At 35.0% G+C, this 17,680-nt stretch carries 18 protein-coding genes; 12 read left to right on the top strand and 6 right to left on the bottom strand.

Features of this window, described 5'->3' with window-relative positions; translation table 11 throughout:
- Nucleotides 1–256: 256 nt before the first annotated feature.
- Entirely contained in the window at nt 257–2,329 is a 2,073-nt protein-coding gene (locus ACFEMA_RS12725) for an ATP-binding protein (protein WP_411768592.1), read from the top strand.
- A gap of 9 nt (nt 2,330–2,338) precedes the next feature.
- Here ACFEMA_RS12725 and ctlX read toward each other — a convergent pair whose 3' ends face one another.
- Entirely contained in the window at nt 2,339–3,271 is a 933-nt protein-coding gene (ctlX, locus tag ACFEMA_RS12730; protein WP_411768593.1) for a citrulline utilization hydrolase CtlX, read from the bottom strand.
- A 111-nt stretch (nt 3,272–3,382) separates the two neighbouring features.
- Between ctlX and ACFEMA_RS12735 the strand changes: the two genes are divergently transcribed.
- Together ACFEMA_RS12735 and ACFEMA_RS12740 are read left to right on the top strand one after the other, a co-directional pair.
- Nucleotides 3,383–5,119, top strand: coding sequence for a M14 family metallopeptidase (locus tag ACFEMA_RS12735; RefSeq protein WP_411768594.1), 1,737 nt, complete (start codon nt 3,383–3,385; stop codon nt 5,117–5,119).
- Between the two features lie 3 nt (nt 5,120–5,122).
- Entirely contained in the window at nt 5,123–5,881 is a 759-nt protein-coding gene (locus ACFEMA_RS12740) for a class I SAM-dependent methyltransferase (protein ID WP_411768595.1), read from the top strand.
- Here ACFEMA_RS12740 and ACFEMA_RS12745 read toward each other — a convergent pair.
- On the bottom strand, nt 5,859–6,440 hold the full coding sequence (locus tag ACFEMA_RS12745; protein ID WP_411768596.1) for an NUDIX hydrolase: 582 nt from the start codon (nt 6,438–6,440) through the stop codon (nt 5,859–5,861). The genes ACFEMA_RS12740 and ACFEMA_RS12745 overlap by 23 nt on opposite strands.
- Nucleotides 6,441–6,633: 193 nt before the next feature.
- On the opposite strand from ACFEMA_RS12745, the gene pyrE reads away from it, so the two are divergent.
- Together pyrE and ACFEMA_RS12755 are read left to right on the top strand one after the other, a co-directional pair.
- Entirely contained in the window at nt 6,634–7,278 is a 645-nt protein-coding gene (gene pyrE, locus ACFEMA_RS12750; protein ID WP_411768597.1) for an orotate phosphoribosyltransferase, read from the top strand.
- A gap of 24 nt (nt 7,279–7,302) precedes the next feature.
- Nucleotides 7,303–7,698 (top strand): SRPBCC family protein, encoded by a 396-nt coding sequence (locus ACFEMA_RS12755; protein ID WP_411768598.1) that lies wholly within the window; start codon nt 7,303–7,305, stop codon nt 7,696–7,698.
- Here ACFEMA_RS12755 and ACFEMA_RS12760 read toward each other — a convergent pair.
- A complete protein-coding gene (locus ACFEMA_RS12760; RefSeq protein ID WP_411768599.1) occupies nt 7,695–8,426 on the bottom strand; it encodes a biotin--[acetyl-CoA-carboxylase] ligase in 732 nt (243 codons plus the stop codon). The genes ACFEMA_RS12755 and ACFEMA_RS12760 overlap by 4 nt on opposite strands.
- 96 nt (nt 8,427–8,522) lie before the next feature.
- Here ACFEMA_RS12760 and rsfS point away from each other — a divergent pair, with 96 nt between their 5' ends.
- The 7 genes from rsfS to ACFEMA_RS12795 all read left to right on the top strand — a co-directional run bounded on the left by rsfS (nt 8,523) and on the right by ACFEMA_RS12795 (nt 13,783).
- Nucleotides 8,523–8,894, top strand: a complete 372-nt coding sequence (gene rsfS, locus ACFEMA_RS12765) for a ribosome silencing factor (protein WP_411768600.1) — start codon at nt 8,523–8,525, stop codon at nt 8,892–8,894.
- A 33-nt stretch (nt 8,895–8,927) separates the two neighbouring features.
- Nucleotides 8,928–10,868: an ATP-dependent zinc metalloprotease FtsH gene (ftsH, locus tag ACFEMA_RS12770; protein WP_411768601.1), complete on the top strand. Its 1,941-nt coding sequence runs from the start codon at nt 8,928–8,930 to the stop codon at nt 10,866–10,868.
- A 105-nt stretch (nt 10,869–10,973) separates the two neighbouring features.
- Nucleotides 10,974–11,582, top strand: coding sequence for an LUD domain-containing protein (locus tag ACFEMA_RS12775; RefSeq protein WP_411768602.1), 609 nt, complete (start codon nt 10,974–10,976; stop codon nt 11,580–11,582).
- Nucleotides 11,583–12,407, top strand: coding sequence for a phosphatidate cytidylyltransferase (locus ACFEMA_RS12780; protein ID WP_411768603.1), 825 nt, complete (start codon nt 11,583–11,585; stop codon nt 12,405–12,407). It begins immediately after the preceding gene.
- Nucleotides 12,397–13,050, top strand: a complete 654-nt coding sequence (locus tag ACFEMA_RS12785) for a phosphatidylserine decarboxylase family protein (protein ID WP_411768604.1) — start codon at nt 12,397–12,399, stop codon at nt 13,048–13,050. The genes ACFEMA_RS12780 and ACFEMA_RS12785 overlap by 11 nt, the downstream gene beginning before the upstream one ends.
- The gene (locus ACFEMA_RS12790; protein ID WP_411768605.1) at nt 13,047–13,313 is read left to right on the top strand and encodes an acyl-CoA-binding protein; all 267 of its coding nucleotides are present in this window, start codon (nt 13,047–13,049) and stop codon (nt 13,311–13,313) included. The genes ACFEMA_RS12785 and ACFEMA_RS12790 overlap by 4 nt, the downstream gene beginning before the upstream one ends.
- 2 nt (nt 13,314–13,315) lie before the next feature.
- Nucleotides 13,316–13,783, top strand: a complete 468-nt coding sequence (locus ACFEMA_RS12795; protein ID WP_411768606.1) for a DinB family protein — start codon at nt 13,316–13,318, stop codon at nt 13,781–13,783.
- Here ACFEMA_RS12795 and ACFEMA_RS12800 read toward each other — a convergent pair.
- The 3 genes from ACFEMA_RS12800 to eno all read right to left on the bottom strand — a co-directional run bounded on the left by ACFEMA_RS12800 (nt 13,780) and on the right by eno (nt 17,483).
- Nucleotides 13,780–14,691 (bottom strand): dimethylarginine dimethylaminohydrolase family protein, encoded by a 912-nt coding sequence (locus ACFEMA_RS12800; RefSeq protein ID WP_411768607.1) that lies wholly within the window; start codon nt 14,689–14,691, stop codon nt 13,780–13,782. The two genes, ACFEMA_RS12795 and ACFEMA_RS12800, sit on opposite strands and share 4 nt — an antisense overlap.
- A gap of 49 nt (nt 14,692–14,740) precedes the next feature.
- Nucleotides 14,741–16,027, bottom strand: a complete 1,287-nt coding sequence (locus ACFEMA_RS12805) for a citrate synthase (protein WP_411768608.1) — start codon at nt 16,025–16,027, stop codon at nt 14,741–14,743.
- Between the two features lie 163 nt (nt 16,028–16,190).
- Nucleotides 16,191–17,483 (bottom strand): phosphopyruvate hydratase, encoded by a 1,293-nt coding sequence (eno, locus tag ACFEMA_RS12810; protein ID WP_411768609.1) that lies wholly within the window; start codon nt 17,481–17,483, stop codon nt 16,191–16,193.
- Nucleotides 17,484–17,680 lie beyond the last annotated feature (197 nt).

Genomic DNA, 17,680 nt, shown 5'->3' on the forward strand with positions numbered 1-17,680 from the left:
GGTCGGCAATTGCAAAAATGGCTTAAAAATGAATAGCTCCATTTGTCCGATTTTTTGGTAGTACCTCTTATAAATTAGTATTTAAGACTTTGTTTGATGATTTTTGAGTTGCTATTAATTAACGTCCCAAAACGTTTATGACGCCCATTCAAACATTAACAGTTTTGTTTTTGTTTTGTGTGACCTTACGCTTTCAATCCCTCTCAGAAAGGTTATATCACCAATACATTAAAATAAAATGTAAACTCATCCGTGCATGAAGCAGTTATACCTCATTTTTGCTTTAATGCTTTCCCTTGTCGTTACTTCTCAAAACGATAAGATAGATGAGCTTACGGTAAAATTGGCGTATCAGGCTCAGGATTCAACAAAAGTTGAGACGTCACTTTTGTTGATTGATGAGCTATTAAAAGTCGAAGCTTATGATAAAGCGCTTCTCTTCATCAACCAGACCTCGGAGCTTTCAGAAAACATTAACTATGAAAAAGGTGTTGCTGAAACAACGTTTTATAAAGCGAGAATCTATAGCGAACGTAACGACTATCTCAATGCCATAGAAAATTACAGAGCATCAAAAACGTATTTTCAACAGTTACAGGATACACTTGGGGTTGCTAAAGTCAATAACCAGATTGGACTGATTGAAATTAAAAGAGGAAACTATGCCTTTGGACTACAGCATGCTCTTTCTGCCATTCCTATATTTGAAGATCGAAACCTCGACGAGGAGTTAAGTGTTGCATATAACAACCTAGCAGATGCTTATTACAACACCAATCAATTAGACAAGGCTTTAGACTATAGCACAAAGACACTTCAAGTGAGAGAACGTCTTAATGACGAAAACGGAATCAAACAAACACTCATTACAATAGCTAAGATTCATTTTGATCAAAATAACTATACAAGAGCCATTACTTTTTACGAGCGTGCTTTAAACCGTTTCGATCCTGAAACAGATCAAGAACTTAGAGGTAGTATTCTGCCTCAAATTGGTATGAGTTATCTAAAACTCAACAACCAAGACAAAGCAGCGGAGTATCTGGTTGAAGGATTAAAATATAACCGTCGGATTAATAATGACAAAGGTGTTTTAGAATCCTTAAATGCTGTGGCAGACCTTAACCTAAAACAAAAAAACTTCAGAACGGCAGAAAACCAAATTGTTGAAGCCTATAGAATTGCCACCCGGACTGATAATCAACAGGAATTGTTAGCCAACTATAGACTTAGGATTGCTTTAGATTCTTCAAGAGGACGGTTTCAAAATGCATTTTACTGGCAGAATCAATTTTACGACCTCAAAGAAGAACTGAGTCGCAATACAATTCCAGTTATAATACCTGAGATTAATGAGGCAGAACCAATACAGATGGAGAATCCTATTGTTAGTGATCCGCCTGACAACTCTGAAACGAAAACCTCTAACCCAATTCTAATTTATGGATTAATAGCAGGACTTTTAGTAAGTCTTGCTTTGCTCATTTTTATGTATCTCAAAAATGACAAGGACAAAAAACAACTTGAAGAATTACGGGGAGGTTCAAAATCCCTGAAGATAGAAAATAAGCATCTCAAGGAAGAAACCGCTCAGCTAAAAGAGGTCAATCAAGTTAAGGATAAGTTATTCTCAATTGTTTCTCACGATTTAAAAGATTCTATTTCTTCCATTAAAGCCTTTTTAGACTTGTTAAAAGATGATGCTATCACCAAAGAAGAATTTAACCAATTGATTCCGGAATTGAGTGAAAACGCAAACAATGCTTCTTCCCTTCTTTTCAACCTTTTAAATTGGTCTAAATCGCAACTGCAAAATTTAAACCCAAAACCAGAACTGTTTAATATTCAAGAAGTTTTTCAAACCAAAATAGCACTGGTAGATAAAAAAGTAGTGGACAAGGGCATTATGATTATTGATGAGTCGAGACGTGATTTTGTGTATGCGGATCGAAGTATGCTAGAAATTGTTATTCAGAACCTTATTACCAATGCTGTTAAGTTTAGTGGAAAAGGAGATGTTATTACTGTCTCTAACCAAGATTACAACGGCAATGCATTGATATGTGTCGAAGATACAGGTATAGGCATATCTCAAGAAAATATCGAAAAATTATTTAACGCTCGTAACAACTTTACTACGGTAGGTACTAAAAATGAAAAAGGAACAGGCTTGGGCCTAACTATTGCTAAAGACTTAGTAGAATTAAACAACGGTCGTATTTGGGTAGAAAGCACTCCAAATATTGGTAGTAAATTCTTTATTGAACTGCCAAAAGCTGCACTTGGTTCTAAACCTGAAAATACCCAGAGAGCATCAGAAAAAGCGTAATTCTGCTTTTTAGTTTTTAGGTAGAAAGATTTCCGCCATCATACAACGTGCACTACCACCTCCACATGTTTCAATGGTATCTAGTGGGCTTGAAAGAATTTCACAATGTGTTTCAATAGATTTAACTTGTTCACCAGAAAGGCTATTAAAAGCGGCTTGACTCATTACCAGGTAAGTCTGCCCATTACCACTTTTTAATTGTAGCATATTACCAGCAAATTGATGCATTTGAGCTTCACTAATCGCGATAATTTCTTTGCGAGATTGCTTTAAATGCTTAACCACATTTTTTCTTTCTTTTTTATCATCAATACTATCTAAACATATCACGGCAAAATTCTCGGCAATACACATCATAACATTGGTATGATAAATAGGTAAGCGTTTTCCATCAACCGTTTGATTTGCCTGGAACACTACAGGCGAATATTCAAAATCCTCACAAAACTCAATAAACAATTCTTCATCCGCTCTCGGAGATAAAGCACAATACGCCACTCTATTTATACGATCAAGCATTAAACTCCCCGTCCCTTCCAAGAAAAATCCTTCGTCTTCAGCCGAAGTATAGTCAACGATATTTTTAATATAAAAACCTTCATCTTCTAATCTCAAAAAAATAGACTCACGGCGTTCCTTTCGTCTATTTTCAGCAAACATGGGATACAACGCAACATCACCATTATCATGAAAACTAACCCAGTTATTAGGAAAAATAGAGTCTGGGGTATCACTAGTTTTATCGTCCTCTTCTACAATGACCGTAATACCAGCACTACGTAATTTTGCTACAAAAGCATCGAATTCCTTTTTAGCCTCGGTATTAATTTCAATATTCTTTAATTCTAAATCTTCCTGAAAATAATTATTCACCGCAGTTTGTTCATTCATTCTGAAATTCACTGGGCGGATCATTAAAATGGTATCTGTAATCTGTCGCATTAATCAATTTGATTTGTGAACAAAATTAATCTTTTAGGATTTTTTTACGGTGTAGAAATGCCTTTAATTTTAATTTGAAATAACTAAGTTTACAGTAAATAATAAAGACTTATGAGAAAACTGTTTTTGCTTCTAGTACTAATAACTTCATGCTCAGATAAGACCACTGAACACTCTAAGGATTTTACTACTGTATTTGAAAAGAGCGAAGGCAAAGAAACAGCCACATACCATGAAACAATTCAATTCTATATGGATCTAGCTGATGCCTATTCTCAAGTTTCAATAAAAGCAATGGGCACAACGGATTCAGGTGAACCACTTCATATTGTTACTTTAAATATGAATGAAGATTTTGATGTACAGCGTTTTAAAAAAGAAAATGCTGTAATACTTATAAATAATGGTATTCATCCAGGTGAATCTGATGGTATTGATGCTACAATGCTATTATTCAGGGATATTGTTGAAGAAAAAATTGAAGCTCCAGAACAGACAGTTTTAGTAACAATTCCCATTTACAATATTGGTGGCAGCCTTAATAGAAACTCAACAACACGCACTAACCAAAACGGCCCAAAATCTTATGGTTTTAGGGGTAATGCCAGGAATTATGATTTGAATCGTGATTTTATAAAATCTGATACTAAAAATGCATTAGCTTTTGCAGAGATATATCAATTGTTAAGTCCAGATGTATTCATAGACAACCACGTAAGCAATGGCGCCGACTATCAATATACCTTAACTCATTTATTTACACAGCACAACAAGTTAGGGGGTGGCTTAGGAGTATTTCTTAATGATACAATAATGCCACAATTAGAAACTAAATTAGAGGCTAAATCGTGGGATATAACGCCTTATGTCAATGTCTTTAATAGTGTCCCTGAAAAAGGCTTTTCACAATTTTTTGATTCGCCCAGATATTCTACAGGATATACAGCACTTTGGAATTCTCTTGGAATGATGGTGGAAACACACATGCTAAAACCGTATAAGCAGCGTGTAGAAGGCACTTATGACCTCATGAAAAGTATGTTAGAGCTCACAGAAACTCATGGTAGTAAAATTAAGCAATTGAGACAAAAGGCTTTTGAAAATCAAACCAACAACACAACATATCCATTGACGTGGCAACTCGACACCACCCAAGTCAGCACCTTAAATTTTAAAGGGTATGAAGGAGAAATGGTTCCCAGTGAAATTACAGGTGCAAACCGTTTAAAATACGACAGAACAAAGCCCTTTACCAAAGAGGTTGAGTATCAGAATTATTTCAAACCAAAAGTGGAAGTAACTGTCCCAAAAGCCTACATCATTCCTCAAGGCTGGCACAATGTATTGGAGCTATTAAAAGCCAATGCCATAAGTTTTAGCACTATTGAGAAAGACACAACACTATCCGTAGAATCTTATAAAATATCAGACTATCAAACGAGAATAAATGCTTATGAGGGCCACTACCCTCACTATAATGTTGAGCTTACCGCTTCTACTGAAGATGTAACATTTAGAGCTGGTGATATTATGATAGATACAAACCAAAAAGGGTTTAGATATCTTATGGAAACGTTAGAACCCCAAGCTACAGATTCATTTTTCAATTGGAACTTCTTTGACACCATTTTACAGCAAAAGGAAGGGTTTTCCCCTTATGTCTGGGAAGATAAAGCCAAATTATTATTGGCTCAGAATCCTCAATTGCAGATTGATTTTAATCTTAGAAAATCATTTGATGAAGATTTTGCAAACAATTGGTATGCCCAATTAGATTGGCTTCATAAACAAAGTGAACATTACGAAAAAGCTCATTTACAATATCCTGTTTACAGAGTTTTAAAATAGCCTATGTATAACTCTCTTAAAAACACCGTCTACACCCTTTTACCTGAGCATTATGTGCTAAAAAATAAGGATAAACTAAGAAAAACCTTGGCACGTTTTTACAAAGGGTCCACCTACCACTGTAACCTTTGTGACTTTAATATGAGGTCATTTATTATTACTAATAATAACCTAAGGATTTGTCCAAATTGTGGGAGCCTTTCAAGAACACGACGTCTATGGGAGATTTTAAAACCTGAAATAAATCATAAAACTGTTTTGCATTTCTCACCAAATGAAGCTTTGGTCACTAAAATAAAAGAGACTAAGTTTAAATCTTACATTACTTCAGATTATGATGGTGAATTTAAGGCTGATAAATCCTTTAATATTGAAAGTATTGAGGAAATCGACAACAGCTATGACATTATCATTTGTTACCATATTTTAGAACATGTGGAAAATGATAAAAAGGCCATGAAAGAATTGTATCGCATATTAAAGCCTAATGGCAAAGTCTATATACAAACCCCATTTAAAGAAGGGGATATTTACGAAAATTCAAATATGACATCCAAATTAGATCGATTAAAACATTTTGGGCAAGAAGATCATGTTAGAATTTATTCGATAGACGGAATACTTAAAAGACTAGAAAGTGTTGGTTTTAAAACTAAAAGGCTGAAATACAAGGAGGCTAAGAACAACCGTATTGGTCTTGATGAACATGAACATGTTATAATTGCAACAAAAGAGTTAACTAAACCAAAACCTGAATATTAGCATAACTGTTTTCCATGGCTTTTTCGATCTTCTTTTCATCGAGCCATTCTACTTTTGTTATACCTTCGTCCTCTTCAGGGTTCAATGTCCCTTCATAAGTTGTGGACATCTCAAACCAATACGTCACTTTTATCTTATGTCTTCCATTTCTTTTAAAAATATGGTAAGTGGTTGGTAATGGTTTGATTATTTGCAACCCTTTTACTCCTGTCTCCTCCTCTACTTCCCTAATCGAGGTCTCTTCAATGGATTCCTTTTTTTCAGTTTTCCCTTTTGGCAAATCCCATTTATCATTTCTATAGATAAATAAAATTTCCCCTTTCTCATTATAGACCTTTCCCCCGCCAGCTATAACATTGGGAAGTTTCTTTAAAAAACGTTTCAATAATTTTTTAGGGTTATCATCTACAAGGTAAACGCATTCCAAATCGGTTTTGTTTAGCATTTTTATAACCTTCCCTAATTTTACGGACTTTAATAAAAACACCTTAAAATTAGTTTCTTTTTTAACTTCTGTTGTTAGATATATGGGCTTATCACCAACATAAATAGTATGCATAAATTGAATTCTGTTTATCAATTATTTAGTAAATGTATAGCTTTTTTAAAATAGAAAAATACAAATACCTAAAACTTAAAATTAAAATAATACTGAAATACTCAAGCCAATTGGTATAAAAGACAATAAAAATAAGACTATTAAATTTAAAAATATTTCTACCAGAAATTTTTAAATTCATTAATTTTACAGCATGATTCTCAACAAAGACACTGCAAAAAAAACTGCAGAATTACTTCTAAAGATTAACGCCATTAAATTACAGCCTAATGAACCCTTTACGTGGGCGTCTGGTTGGAAGTCTCCGATTTATTGCGACAATAGAATAGTGTTATCTTACCCAATGATAAGGAACTACGTTAGGGAACAACTAGCCTATCAAATAGAAGAATTGTATGGCAAAATTGATGTCGTAGCGGGTGTAGCAACAGGCGCAATCGGTATTGGGGCTTTGGTAGCAGATTATCTTAACTTACCTTTTGTTTACGTAAGACCCGAAGCCAAAAGTCATGGACGTCAAAATCAAATTGAAGGACATATAGAAGCGGGTCAAAATGTTGTTGTCGTAGAAGATTTAATCAGTACTGGCAAGAGTAGTCTTAATGCTGTTAAGGCCCTAGAAAAAGCCAATGTTAACATAAAAGGAATGGTGGCCATTTTTAGTTACGGTTTTAATGTATCTGAAGAAAATTTTAAATCCGCTGAGATCGATTTGCACACGTTGAGTAATTACGAGAATCTTTTAGAGCAAGCTTTGGATACACACTACATTAACAGTAAACAACAAAAAGTCTTAGCGCTTTGGAATGCCAATCCGAGTGAATGGAACGGTATTTGACAAACAAAAAGCAAAAACAATACTATGAATTTAGAATCTCCAAAAGTAACGCTTAACAAATCAGCCAAAGACACCTTTGAATTTTTATCTGATGTCAAAAATTTTGAGCAGCTTATGCCCGAAAACATAAGTAAGTTTGAAGTTTTAGACGACGATAAATTTGTTTTTGCCCTAAAAGGAATGCCAGAGATTATCTTAAAGAAAAAGGAGGCACATCCTCACAGTTTAATTGTTCTTGGTGCTGCTGGAGGTAAGTTAGATTTTTCTTTAATAGGAAATATTCTAGAAATTTCTGAAAATCAAAGTGAAGTTCAGCTTAAGTTTGAAGGTGATTTTAACCCAATGATGGCCATGATGATTAAAGGGCCTATTTCTAAATTCATTGAAACCCTAGCAACCAACATGAAGACTGCAATCTAGTATTTTAAAGATACTTCTTTAAGGTCAAAAGTCTTCAATATACCGTCTTCTACCATAACTTCTAACTTTCCGTCTTCAGTGACACCATTGATGTAGCCCGTAAAGTGTTTTCCATAGCTGGTTTCAAAAGTTGATGGTTTTTGCTTTCGAAATAATAATGCCTCGTAATTGGATTTTATGAGTTTAAAATCATGATTTTCTAGCAATCGAAATTGCTCTTTTAAATGCTTCAAAATAAGAGTCATTAATTCATCAGTATCAAATAACTGACCCGTCAAAACATATAACGAAGACGCTTTTGGCAGCTTATAAAAGAATTTTTGGTTCACATTTAGTCCAATCCCAATAATAGTGGCGTGTATTTTATTATGTTTAATTAGATTTTCAATTAAGATCCCCCCAATTTTATGACCCTCTGACAAAATGTCGTTAGGCCATTTTATGGATATTTTCGGGATATTTAGGGTTTTTAATGCATCAGTTACAGCCAAGGCAGTAATCATGCTTATATAATACTGCCTGTTATTTTCAACCCCCGAAATACGTTTGTAAATACTACACATAAGGTTTTTAGAGCCCTCGGACTGCCATCTAGTGCCCATTTGCCCTCTTCCTTCTGTCTGTAATTTAGCTACCACAGTAGTAAAATCTTCTAGCTCGCGCATTAAAGCCTTCCGCTTTATATAAGCGTTGGTCGAATCAATGGCATTAAGTTTGATTATAGGCATAATAATCGCTGGGTGTTATTTATGGTTTTCTTATGACAAATAAGGTCTTAAAAGAACTAAAAAAATAATAACTTTGCACAAAATTAATTTAAATTAATGACGAAAGACAATAGTAATGCAGATCAGTTGATAACAACCATTATTGCTGGTATAGAAGAGGTCAAAGGAAAAGAGATTGTAATATTAGATTTAAGAGATATAGAAAATACGGTTTGTGATTATTTTATTATTTGCGAAGGTACTTCTAATACACAAGTAAACGCCGTAGTTAATTCCATACAAAAACAAGTAAGCAAAACTGTTAAGGACAAACCATGGCATATTGAAGGAACTGATAATGCAGAATGGGTCTTAATGGATTATGTCAATGTCGTCGTTCACGTGTTTCAAAAACATGTGAGAGAGTATTATGATATTGAAAGTCTTTGGGGGGACGCTAAAACCACCGTTATAGAAACAAGCTACTAAACAAAAAAAGATTACCGCAGTTGCGGCAACAAGATGGCAAAAGACGACAAAAAACAAAATAAAAAACCAAAATTAAATCCGTATTGGATTTATGGTATCATTATAGCAGCCTTTTTAGGAATTCAACTCCTCGGTGGCAGCGCCTTTAACAGCACCAAGGAAATCAGTAATTCTGACTTTATTTCGTATTTAGAAAGTGGTGATATTAAAGAGGTTATTATAGTCAGTAATACTAAAACAGCTAAGGTTTATCTTACGGAAGAAGCACTACAAAAGAAAGTCCACGAGAATGCAAAACCAACATCTTTGATACCTTCTTCTGAGATTCCGAACTACACTTTAAAATTTGGTGATCTTCAGAATTTTGAAAATAGAATTGATACTATTATTAGGGAAAATGATCTTTCCACAGTAAGAGATGCAGATGTTGAGAGTAATGCTTGGGGAGATTTCTTTCTACAGCTCTTACCATTCATTTTAATCATTGGTGTTTGGATATTTATAATGCGCCGAATGTCTTCTGGTGGTGGCGGTGGAGCTGGTGGTCAGATTTTTAATATTGGAAAATCGAAAGCAAAGTTGTTTGATGAAAAATCAGACACTAAAACTTCTTTTAAAGATGTTGCTGGACTTGAAGGTGCTAAAGAAGAAGTTCAGGAAATTGTAGATTTTCTAAAGTTTCCAGAAAAATATACATCTTTAGGTGGTAAAATTCCTAAAGGAGCTTTACTGGTCGGCCCTCCGGGAACAGGTAAAACCTTATTGGCAAAAGCAGTAGCTGGTGAAGCTAAAGTACCTTTCTTTAGCTTATCAGGATCTGATTTTGTGGAAATGTTTGTAGGTGTTGGAGCTTCTAGGGTAAGAGATTTATTCAAACAGGCTAAAGAAAAATCACCTTCTATTATATTCATTGATGAGATTGATGCCATTGGACGAGCAAGAGGTAAAAGCAATTTTTCAGGATCTAATGATGAGCGCGAAAACACATTGAATCAGTTACTGACTGAAATGGATGGTTTTGGCACCAATACTAATGTTATAGTATTAGCAGCAACCAACAGAGCTGATGTTCTTGATGGTGCATTGATGAGGGCTGGGCGATTTGACCGTCAAATTTATGTAGACCTTCCGGATGTTAGGGAACGAAAAGAGATTTTTGAAGTGCATTTACGTCCACTCAAAAAAGAAAATGATTTAGATATTGATTTCTTAGCAAAACAAACACCTGGATTTTCGGGTGCTGACATTGCAAACGTCTGTAATGAGGCAGCTTTAATTGCAGCGAGGAAAGGCAAAAAAGCTGTAAACAAACAAGATTTTTTAGATGCTGTTGACCGTATTGTTGGTGGGCTAGAAAAGAAAAATAAAATTATAACGCCTGACGAAAAGAAAGCTGTAGCCTATCACGAAGCGGGTCATGCAACCGTAAGTTGGATGTTAGAGCACGCTGCACCATTAGTAAAAGTAACTATCGTTCCGAGAGGACGTTCGTTAGGAGCCGCTTGGTATTTACCCGAGGAACGTTTGATAGTGAGGCCAGAACAAATGCTGGATGAAATGTGTGCTGCCTTAGGCGGTAGAGCTGCAGAGAAAGTCATTTTTGATAAAATATCGACTGGTGCATTGAGTGACCTTGAAAAGGTTACCAAACAAGCCAGAGCAATGGTAACGATCTATGGTTTAAGCAACAAAGTTGGTAATCTTACTTATTACGATTCTTCAGGTCAATCCGAATATGGCTTTACAAAGCCGTACAGTGAACAAACTGCAGAACTTATAGATAGGGAAATATCTGACATTATTGAAGAGCAATACAAAAGAGCAATTGATCTTCTCGAAAAGAACAAAGACAAACTTACTGAGCTCGCTGAAGTCCTTTTAGAAAAGGAAGTTATTTTTAAAGATAATCTCGAAAAAATATTTGGGAAACGTGCTTTTGAAGATAAAGAAAGTTCAACTGAGGAAGAAGAATAGAGCACTTGTAGAACATCGAAAAAACTTAAATTAGCCAAGAGTTAGTTTAAGTTTTTTTATATTTGATAATCTCGTCAAAGAGTGATTATTAATAGCAACGATTTAATGAGCTTATTTAGAAGAATCTTTGGGGGCAAATCAAGCAAATCCGAAGAACATATTCCAAATCAAGAGCGGGGCAAATATATGCCCGAAGTGAAGCTACCTGTCGATGAGCGATTTACAATAAATTTCAAAGCTAATGGTGGTAAGTTCCTTTACTGCGAAAACATTCAAGAAGTCAATAGGTCTCTAGAGAATATCCTCGTTGAAAATGATTGGGAAAATAAAACTGTTTTAGTCTTTGATGAACAGTTAAATGAGATGTTTAAAGAATTTCAATTTAAAACGTCTAAAAAAACATCGGAAAGCACATTCTTTTTTACAACGTGTGAGTACCTTATTTCTGACGATGGTTCATTATTGATTTCCTCAAATCAAATTGCAGAAAAAAAATTAAAAGAATTACCGACCAATTTTATTGTCTACGCTACCACAAGTCAATTGGTTGAAAATATAGGAGAAGGTTTAAAAGGGATTAAAGAAAAAAATAGATCAAAAATCCCTACCAATATCACAACCATAAAACATTTTAAAACGGAAGTAGATAAAGATTTTCTTACTTATGGAAGTAGTTCTAAAAACTTATATCTGCTACTTTTAGAGGACCTATAGATGAAAGAATTAACAATACGTGCCATTTCTGGCGCTCTCTATGCTACTCTACTTATTGCTTCACTTTTTTGGTCGTCTGCACTACTAGTTTTGCTTTTTATTTTTGGGTTTGTTTGCCTAGTAGAATACAGTAAACTGATTTTATTAAAAGCAAAAACGCAATATGTTATTTTTGCGATTTTATATTTTGGATTTTGGTACTGGTGTTTAGTCAATGATTCATTGGCTAATGGCAGTAATGAAGGCATTCAAATCCTGTTGGTAACTACCATTTTTGTAAATCTAATTTTAATAAAAGATTTATTTGCTGAAAAGCGAATTCCGCTTTTCGAATCCAAACGTTATATCACAACAACCTTTTACTTATCTAGTGGATTCGTGTTTTTACTCCTTATTGCCAATTATGAGGGTACATTCAGTCCTCTGTTGCTATTAGGGGCTTTTTTGCTTGTATGGGTTAATGATAGTTTTGCCTATATGGTTGGCAAAAATTTCGGAAAACAAAAACTATTTCCAAGCATATCACCAAAAAAAACAGTTGAAGGTTTCTTAGGCGGACTATTTTTTGCTTGTGTGGCAAGCTACTTTGTTGCTAAATATACTGAAACCCTTACTTCTAATGATTGGCTGTTAATGGCAATTATCATTAGTGTTTTTGGAACTTTAGGCGATTTAATAGAATCTAAGTTTAAGCGGCAAGCAAGTGTTAAGGATAGTGGAGTTATAATGCCTGGTCATGGAGGTCTGTTAGATCGATTAGATAGTATTATCTTTGCAGCACCTTTTATATATTTATTCCTTAGAATTTTAACCTATGTTTCATAAAGAAGGACAAAAAATAATTTTAATCACGCTAGTATTTGTAGTGGTTTCATTTTTTGTGATTGATAATCTCATCACAATAGAATGGTTGCGCAAAACATTAATGGTCGTTGTCTTGGGGTTCTTTCTTTTAATACTCCAGTTTTTCAGAAATCCAAAACGCAATACACATTCTAATTCTCAGCATGCATTATCGCCAGTTGATGGTAAAGTAGTCGTTATTGAAGAAGTTGAAGAGAAAGAATATTTTAAAGATAAGCGTATACAGGTTTCGGTGTTTATGTCCCCCATTAATGTGCATGTGACACGCCATCCTATTTCTGGTACAATTGCCTACAGTAAATATCATCCAGGAAAATATCTTGTGGCTTGGCACCCAAAGGCCAGTGAAGAAAATGAACGCACAACAGTTGTCGTAGAAAATGAATCTTTTGGAAAAGTCCTCTACCGACAAATTGCTGGTGCAATGGCTAAGCGTATTGTTAATTATGCTATTGTGGGCGAAAATGCAAAACAAGGTGAAGACTCCGGCTTTATAAAGTTTGGGTCTCGTGTCGATTTATTTTTACCTTTAAACGCAGATATTAAAGTAGAACTCAATCAACGTGTTCGTGGAGGCGAAAGCGTGATTGCAGAAATGGGATGAGCTCAGAAGAATTACATACTGAATTTGAAATTGCAGTAAAACGAGTTAACGATCATACTGATCCATTCCCTGCAGACTTCCTATTGCGTCTTTATGCTTATTATAAAAAAGCCACCAATGACTACGGGAGACCAAGTAGTAAAAAACCTATCATCAACGCATTTAAGACCAATGCGCTCTTTCAGGTTAAAAATATTTCGCAAGATGAAGCTAAAAGAGAATACATCAACTTGGTGAATAATTACTTTTTATACAGAACTTAATTATGGAGTTGTCTGAAAGTTTAGCGTCTAGATTAAAGGAAGTCTATATTGACGGAACTTTTATTGCAAATACAAATTATAAAGCTATTCTAAAGGATGTGTCATGGCAAGAATCTGAAGAAAAAGTCAATTCCCTTAATACTATTGCAGCTTTAACCTTTCATATTAATTATTACCTTGAAGGTCTTATAAAAGTCCTTAAAGGTGGTCCCTTGGACATAAGTGACAAATATAGTTTTGATTGTCCTAAAATTACATCTCATCCAAAGTGGGATAACAGAAAAAAAGCCTTGATTAAAAATGCACAAGAATTCATTAGGTTAATAAGTCTATTACCAAATGGCCAGCTTAATGAGCCTTTTGTTAAGGAACAATATGGATCTTACTTACGAAATATTGAAGCAGTGATAGAACACAGTTACTATCACCTTGGGCAGATTAGTTTAATTAAGAAAATGATACGTAATTAATCACGTATCAAAGGCATTGTAGAACATCGCAACAGACCTTCTTGTTTAGCAATTTCGGCATAAGGTACTTCTTCTACTATAAAGCCATTTGCTCTCAGCCAAGTATTTAAGCGTGTAAAGTTTTGTTCAGAAATAATGACCTCTTCCGAAATTGAAAAGACGTTACTATTCATATTGTACATCTCTTCCTTAGTGATTTCAAAAATATTTTCTTTTCCGAAGAAGTCAACTAGCCATTGGTATTCCTTCTCTACTAAAAATCCATTTTTATGAAGTATGGCTTTATCCCTCCCGATAGGCTGAAAACAACAATCTAGATGTAGAGCATTCTCTTTTGCATTTGTGTTGGATTTTCGCAATTCAAAAGACTTTACAGTTTTGTGAGGAAATAACTCCTGTAAAGCAATAACAGCATCCATGTTTGTACGCGCAGTAATATAATCTGCATAATCGTCACCAGAATATGTACCAACAAAAATATAGTCATTCCATGGCATAACATCCCCTCCTTCTACATGGCATTCCTCTGGTAATTTTATAATATTTTCCTTGGGGACGTCTTTCCACACATACGAAACTGCTTCTATCTCACGATCTCTATCTGGTAAAATATTAGCTTTTATCAATTTATCTTCTACAACAAAAGCAATATCACGAGCGAAGATTTGATTGTAATCTTCAATCACCTTAGGGCGATAAACTTTAACGTTATACTTTTCTATCACTTTGACTACGGCTGCCATTTCTTTTTTCATATCCGCTTCAATCGGATACGTTCCATTTAAAACGTGCTCATAACTTTTTGGGTCATAACACTCCTCTAAAGTAGGTATAGGGCCATTACTTTGTGCAGTCCCTAATACAACAGCTCTTAGTCGCGAAGTTTCGTTTTGAATATTAAATTTCATTATGGAAGAAGTAAAAAAGCTTCATAAAATATGAAGCTTAATCTATTTATTATCTGTTCTCAATAGACTTAAACGGCCTATGGTTTTCACCTATATATAATTGACGTGGACGCCCGATAGGCTCTTTTCGTAAACGCATTTCGCGCCATTGTGCTATCCATCCTGGCAATCTTCCTAGGGCAAACATTACAGTAAACATCTCTACGGGGATGCCCATACCCCTATAAATGATACCTGAGTAGAAATCTACATTAGGATATAACTTTCTATCCACAAAATATTTATCTTCTAATGCTTCTTTTTCTAATCCTTTAGCAATATCCAAGATTGGGTCTTCAATACCTAAATCGCCCAATACCTCATCCGCAGCAACTTTAATAATCTTTGCACGCGGATCAAAGTTTTTGTAAACTCTATGTCCAAAGCCCATAAGTCTAAAAGGATCTTGCTTATCTTTTGCTTTGGCCATATATTTTTTGGTATCACCACCGTCTTCTTTAATTTTCTCTAGCATTTCTAAAACTGCCTGGTTTGCACCACCGTGTAATGGGCCCCATAAAGCTGAGATACCAGCAGAAAGAGAAGCAAATAAACCAGCATGGGATGAACCAACAATTCTTACTGTTGACGTAGAACAGTTTTGTTCGTGGTCTGCATGAAGAATCAATAATTTATCGAGTGCATTCACTAAAATTGGATTCTGCTCATAATCACCATGAGGCTTTTTAAACATCATTTTAAGTATGTTTTCTACATAACCTAGTTTATCATCGCCATAATCTAATGGTAAACCTTGTTTTTTACGCATCGTCCAGGCCACTAAAACAGGGAATTTACCCATAATCTTAACAATGGCGTTATACATATCCTCTTCAGAATCAATGTTTACAGAACTTGGATTAAATGCTGTTAAGGCACTTGTTAAAGATGATAAGACTCCCATTGGATGGGCGGTCTTTGGAAAAGCATCTAATATCTTTTTTATGTCGTCGTCAACAACAGAGTTTGCCTTTATGTCAATATGGAACTTCTCTAATTGCTCAACCGTTGGTAAATTTCCAAAAATCAATAGATAAGCTACCTCTAGGAAATCTGCTTTTTCGGCTAATTCTTCAATAGAGTAACCTCGATATCTTAAAATACCTTTTTCACCGTCCAAGAATGTAATGGCACTTTCGCAGCTTCCCGTATTTTTATAGCCAGGATCAATGGTAGTAACACCTTTAGTGACTCCTCTTAAGGTCTTAATATCAATCGCTACTTCATTTTCGGTTCCTGTTACAATAGGAAACTCATGCTTTTCTCCATTAATTTCTAATACGGCTTTATCTGACATATATATTGGGTTTTTCTTAATTTTAGGTATGCAAAAGTACGAAATATCGAACAATTTCGGAAGTGGAATTACAATGGTTTTAACAGTTTATGAAGCATTATTAACCAAAAAAGCGACCCTTCTATTTGAAGTGTCGCTTTTTACATTTATATAGATTATTCTTTTAGTTTACTTTAAATGCTTTTTCTTGTGGAAAATAAGCAACCTCACCTAACTCCTCCTCAATTCTTAATAATTGATTGTATTTGGCCATACGGTCACTTCGAGAAGCAGAACCTGTTTTAATCTGCCCTGTATTTAGAGCCACAGCTAAATCTGCAATGGTATTATCTTCCGTTTCGCCAGATCTGTGAGACATCACCGAGGTATAACCAGCATTATGTGCCATATTCACCGCAGCAATCGTTTCTGTAAGTGTTCCGATCTGGTTTACTTTTATAAGTATTGAATTGGCAATACCATTTTCAATACCACGTGATAAACGCTCAACATTAGTTACGAATAAATCGTCACCCACTAATTGTACTTTATCACCAATTTTCTCGGTTAGGTATTTCCAGCCATCCCAATCATTTTCATCCATACCATCTTCTATAGATAATATTGGATATTTATCAGAAAGTTCGGCTAAATAATCTGCTTGTTCTTGGCTTGATCTCACTTGTCCTGATTCACCTTCAAAAATGGTATAATCGTATTTGCCATCTTTGTAAAATTCTGCCGCAGCACAATCTAAGGCAATCATAACATCATCACCAAGACTATACCCAGCATTAGATACTGCTTTTGCAATGGTATCTAAAGCATCTTCGGTTCCTCCTGCTAAATTTGGTGCAAAACCTCCTTCATCACCTACCGCAGTACTTAAATTACGATTGTGCAATACTTTTTTAAGGTTATGAAAAATTTCGGTACCCATTTGCATAGCATGTGTAAAGTTTTTTGCTTTTACAGGCATTACCATAAACTCTTGAAACGCGATAGGAGCATCAGAGTGCGAACCTCCATTAATGATATTCATCATTGGCACTGGCAACGTGTTTGCAGAAACACCACCAACATAACGGTATAAAGGCATATTCAATTCATTAGCCGCCGCTTTTGCTGCTGCCAAAGAGACCCCTAAAATAGCGTTTGCTCCCAACTTTGATTTGTTAGGTGTACCGTCTAAATCTATCATCATCTGATCAATAAGGTTCTGCTCAAAAACAGAAACTCCAAGCAATTCTTGTGCAATAACGGAGTTTACATTGTCAACGGCTTTTAAAACACCTTTCCCCATGTAATTATCTCCACCGTCTCTGAGCTCAACAGCTTCATGCTCACCAGTTGATGCACCAGAAGGTACTGCTGCCCTTCCTAAGACACCATTTTCTGTAATAACATCCACCTCAACAGTTGGATTACCTCTTGAGTCTAAAATTTGTCTTGCGTGTATATTAATGATAATGCTCATGAATATTTATATTTTAATTGGTTTTAATTTTTCAGTCGCTGAAACTGTAACTCTATCACTACGACAGCACTTCGACAAGCACAGTGAAACAGTTCACTGTTAAGTTTATCAAATTTACGAAAATCAATCCTGATAAGGCTTTGCTACTGTTATTATTGTATTAATAGTAAGCGAAAATGTTTTCGTAATTAAAGAAT

The sequence above is a fragment of the Winogradskyella sp. A3E31 genome (genome assembly GCF_046720935.1).
Classification (GTDB): domain Bacteria; phylum Bacteroidota; class Bacteroidia; order Flavobacteriales; family Flavobacteriaceae; genus Winogradskyella.

What these genes read in the sequence shown, in the direction of transcription:
- ACFEMA_RS12725 (WP_411768592.1), top strand. Translation starts at nt 257, where the DNA reads ATGAAGCAGTTATACCTCATTTTTGCTTTAATGCTTTCCCTTGTCGTT.
- ctlX (WP_411768593.1), bottom strand. Translation starts at nt 3,271, where the DNA reads ATGCGACAGATTACAGATACCATTTTAATGATCCGCCCAGTGAATTTC.
- ACFEMA_RS12735 (WP_411768594.1), top strand. Translation starts at nt 3,383, where the DNA reads ATGAGAAAACTGTTTTTGCTTCTAGTACTAATAACTTCATGCTCAGAT.
- ACFEMA_RS12740 (WP_411768595.1), top strand. Translation starts at nt 5,123, where the DNA reads ATGTATAACTCTCTTAAAAACACCGTCTACACCCTTTTACCTGAGCAT.
- ACFEMA_RS12745 (WP_411768596.1), bottom strand. Translation starts at nt 6,440, where the DNA reads ATGCATACTATTTATGTTGGTGATAAGCCCATATATCTAACAACAGAA.
- pyrE (WP_411768597.1), top strand. Translation starts at nt 6,634, where the DNA reads ATGATTCTCAACAAAGACACTGCAAAAAAAACTGCAGAATTACTTCTA.
- ACFEMA_RS12755 (WP_411768598.1), top strand. Translation starts at nt 7,303, where the DNA reads ATGAATTTAGAATCTCCAAAAGTAACGCTTAACAAATCAGCCAAAGAC.
- ACFEMA_RS12760 (WP_411768599.1), bottom strand. Translation starts at nt 8,426, where the DNA reads ATGCCTATAATCAAACTTAATGCCATTGATTCGACCAACGCTTATATA.
- rsfS (WP_411768600.1), top strand. Translation starts at nt 8,523, where the DNA reads ATGACGAAAGACAATAGTAATGCAGATCAGTTGATAACAACCATTATT.
- ftsH (WP_411768601.1), top strand. Translation starts at nt 8,928, where the DNA reads ATGGCAAAAGACGACAAAAAACAAAATAAAAAACCAAAATTAAATCCG.
- ACFEMA_RS12775 (WP_411768602.1), top strand. Translation starts at nt 10,974, where the DNA reads ATGAGCTTATTTAGAAGAATCTTTGGGGGCAAATCAAGCAAATCCGAA.
- ACFEMA_RS12780 (WP_411768603.1), top strand. Translation starts at nt 11,583, where the DNA reads ATGAAAGAATTAACAATACGTGCCATTTCTGGCGCTCTCTATGCTACT.
- ACFEMA_RS12785 (WP_411768604.1), top strand. Translation starts at nt 12,397, where the DNA reads ATGTTTCATAAAGAAGGACAAAAAATAATTTTAATCACGCTAGTATTT.
- ACFEMA_RS12790 (WP_411768605.1), top strand. Translation starts at nt 13,047, where the DNA reads ATGAGCTCAGAAGAATTACATACTGAATTTGAAATTGCAGTAAAACGA.
- ACFEMA_RS12795 (WP_411768606.1), top strand. Translation starts at nt 13,316, where the DNA reads ATGGAGTTGTCTGAAAGTTTAGCGTCTAGATTAAAGGAAGTCTATATT.
- ACFEMA_RS12800 (WP_411768607.1), bottom strand. Translation starts at nt 14,691, where the DNA reads ATGAAATTTAATATTCAAAACGAAACTTCGCGACTAAGAGCTGTTGTA.
- ACFEMA_RS12805 (WP_411768608.1), bottom strand. Translation starts at nt 16,027, where the DNA reads ATGTCAGATAAAGCCGTATTAGAAATTAATGGAGAAAAGCATGAGTTT.
- eno (WP_411768609.1), bottom strand. Translation starts at nt 17,483, where the DNA reads ATGAGCATTATCATTAATATACACGCAAGACAAATTTTAGACTCAAGA.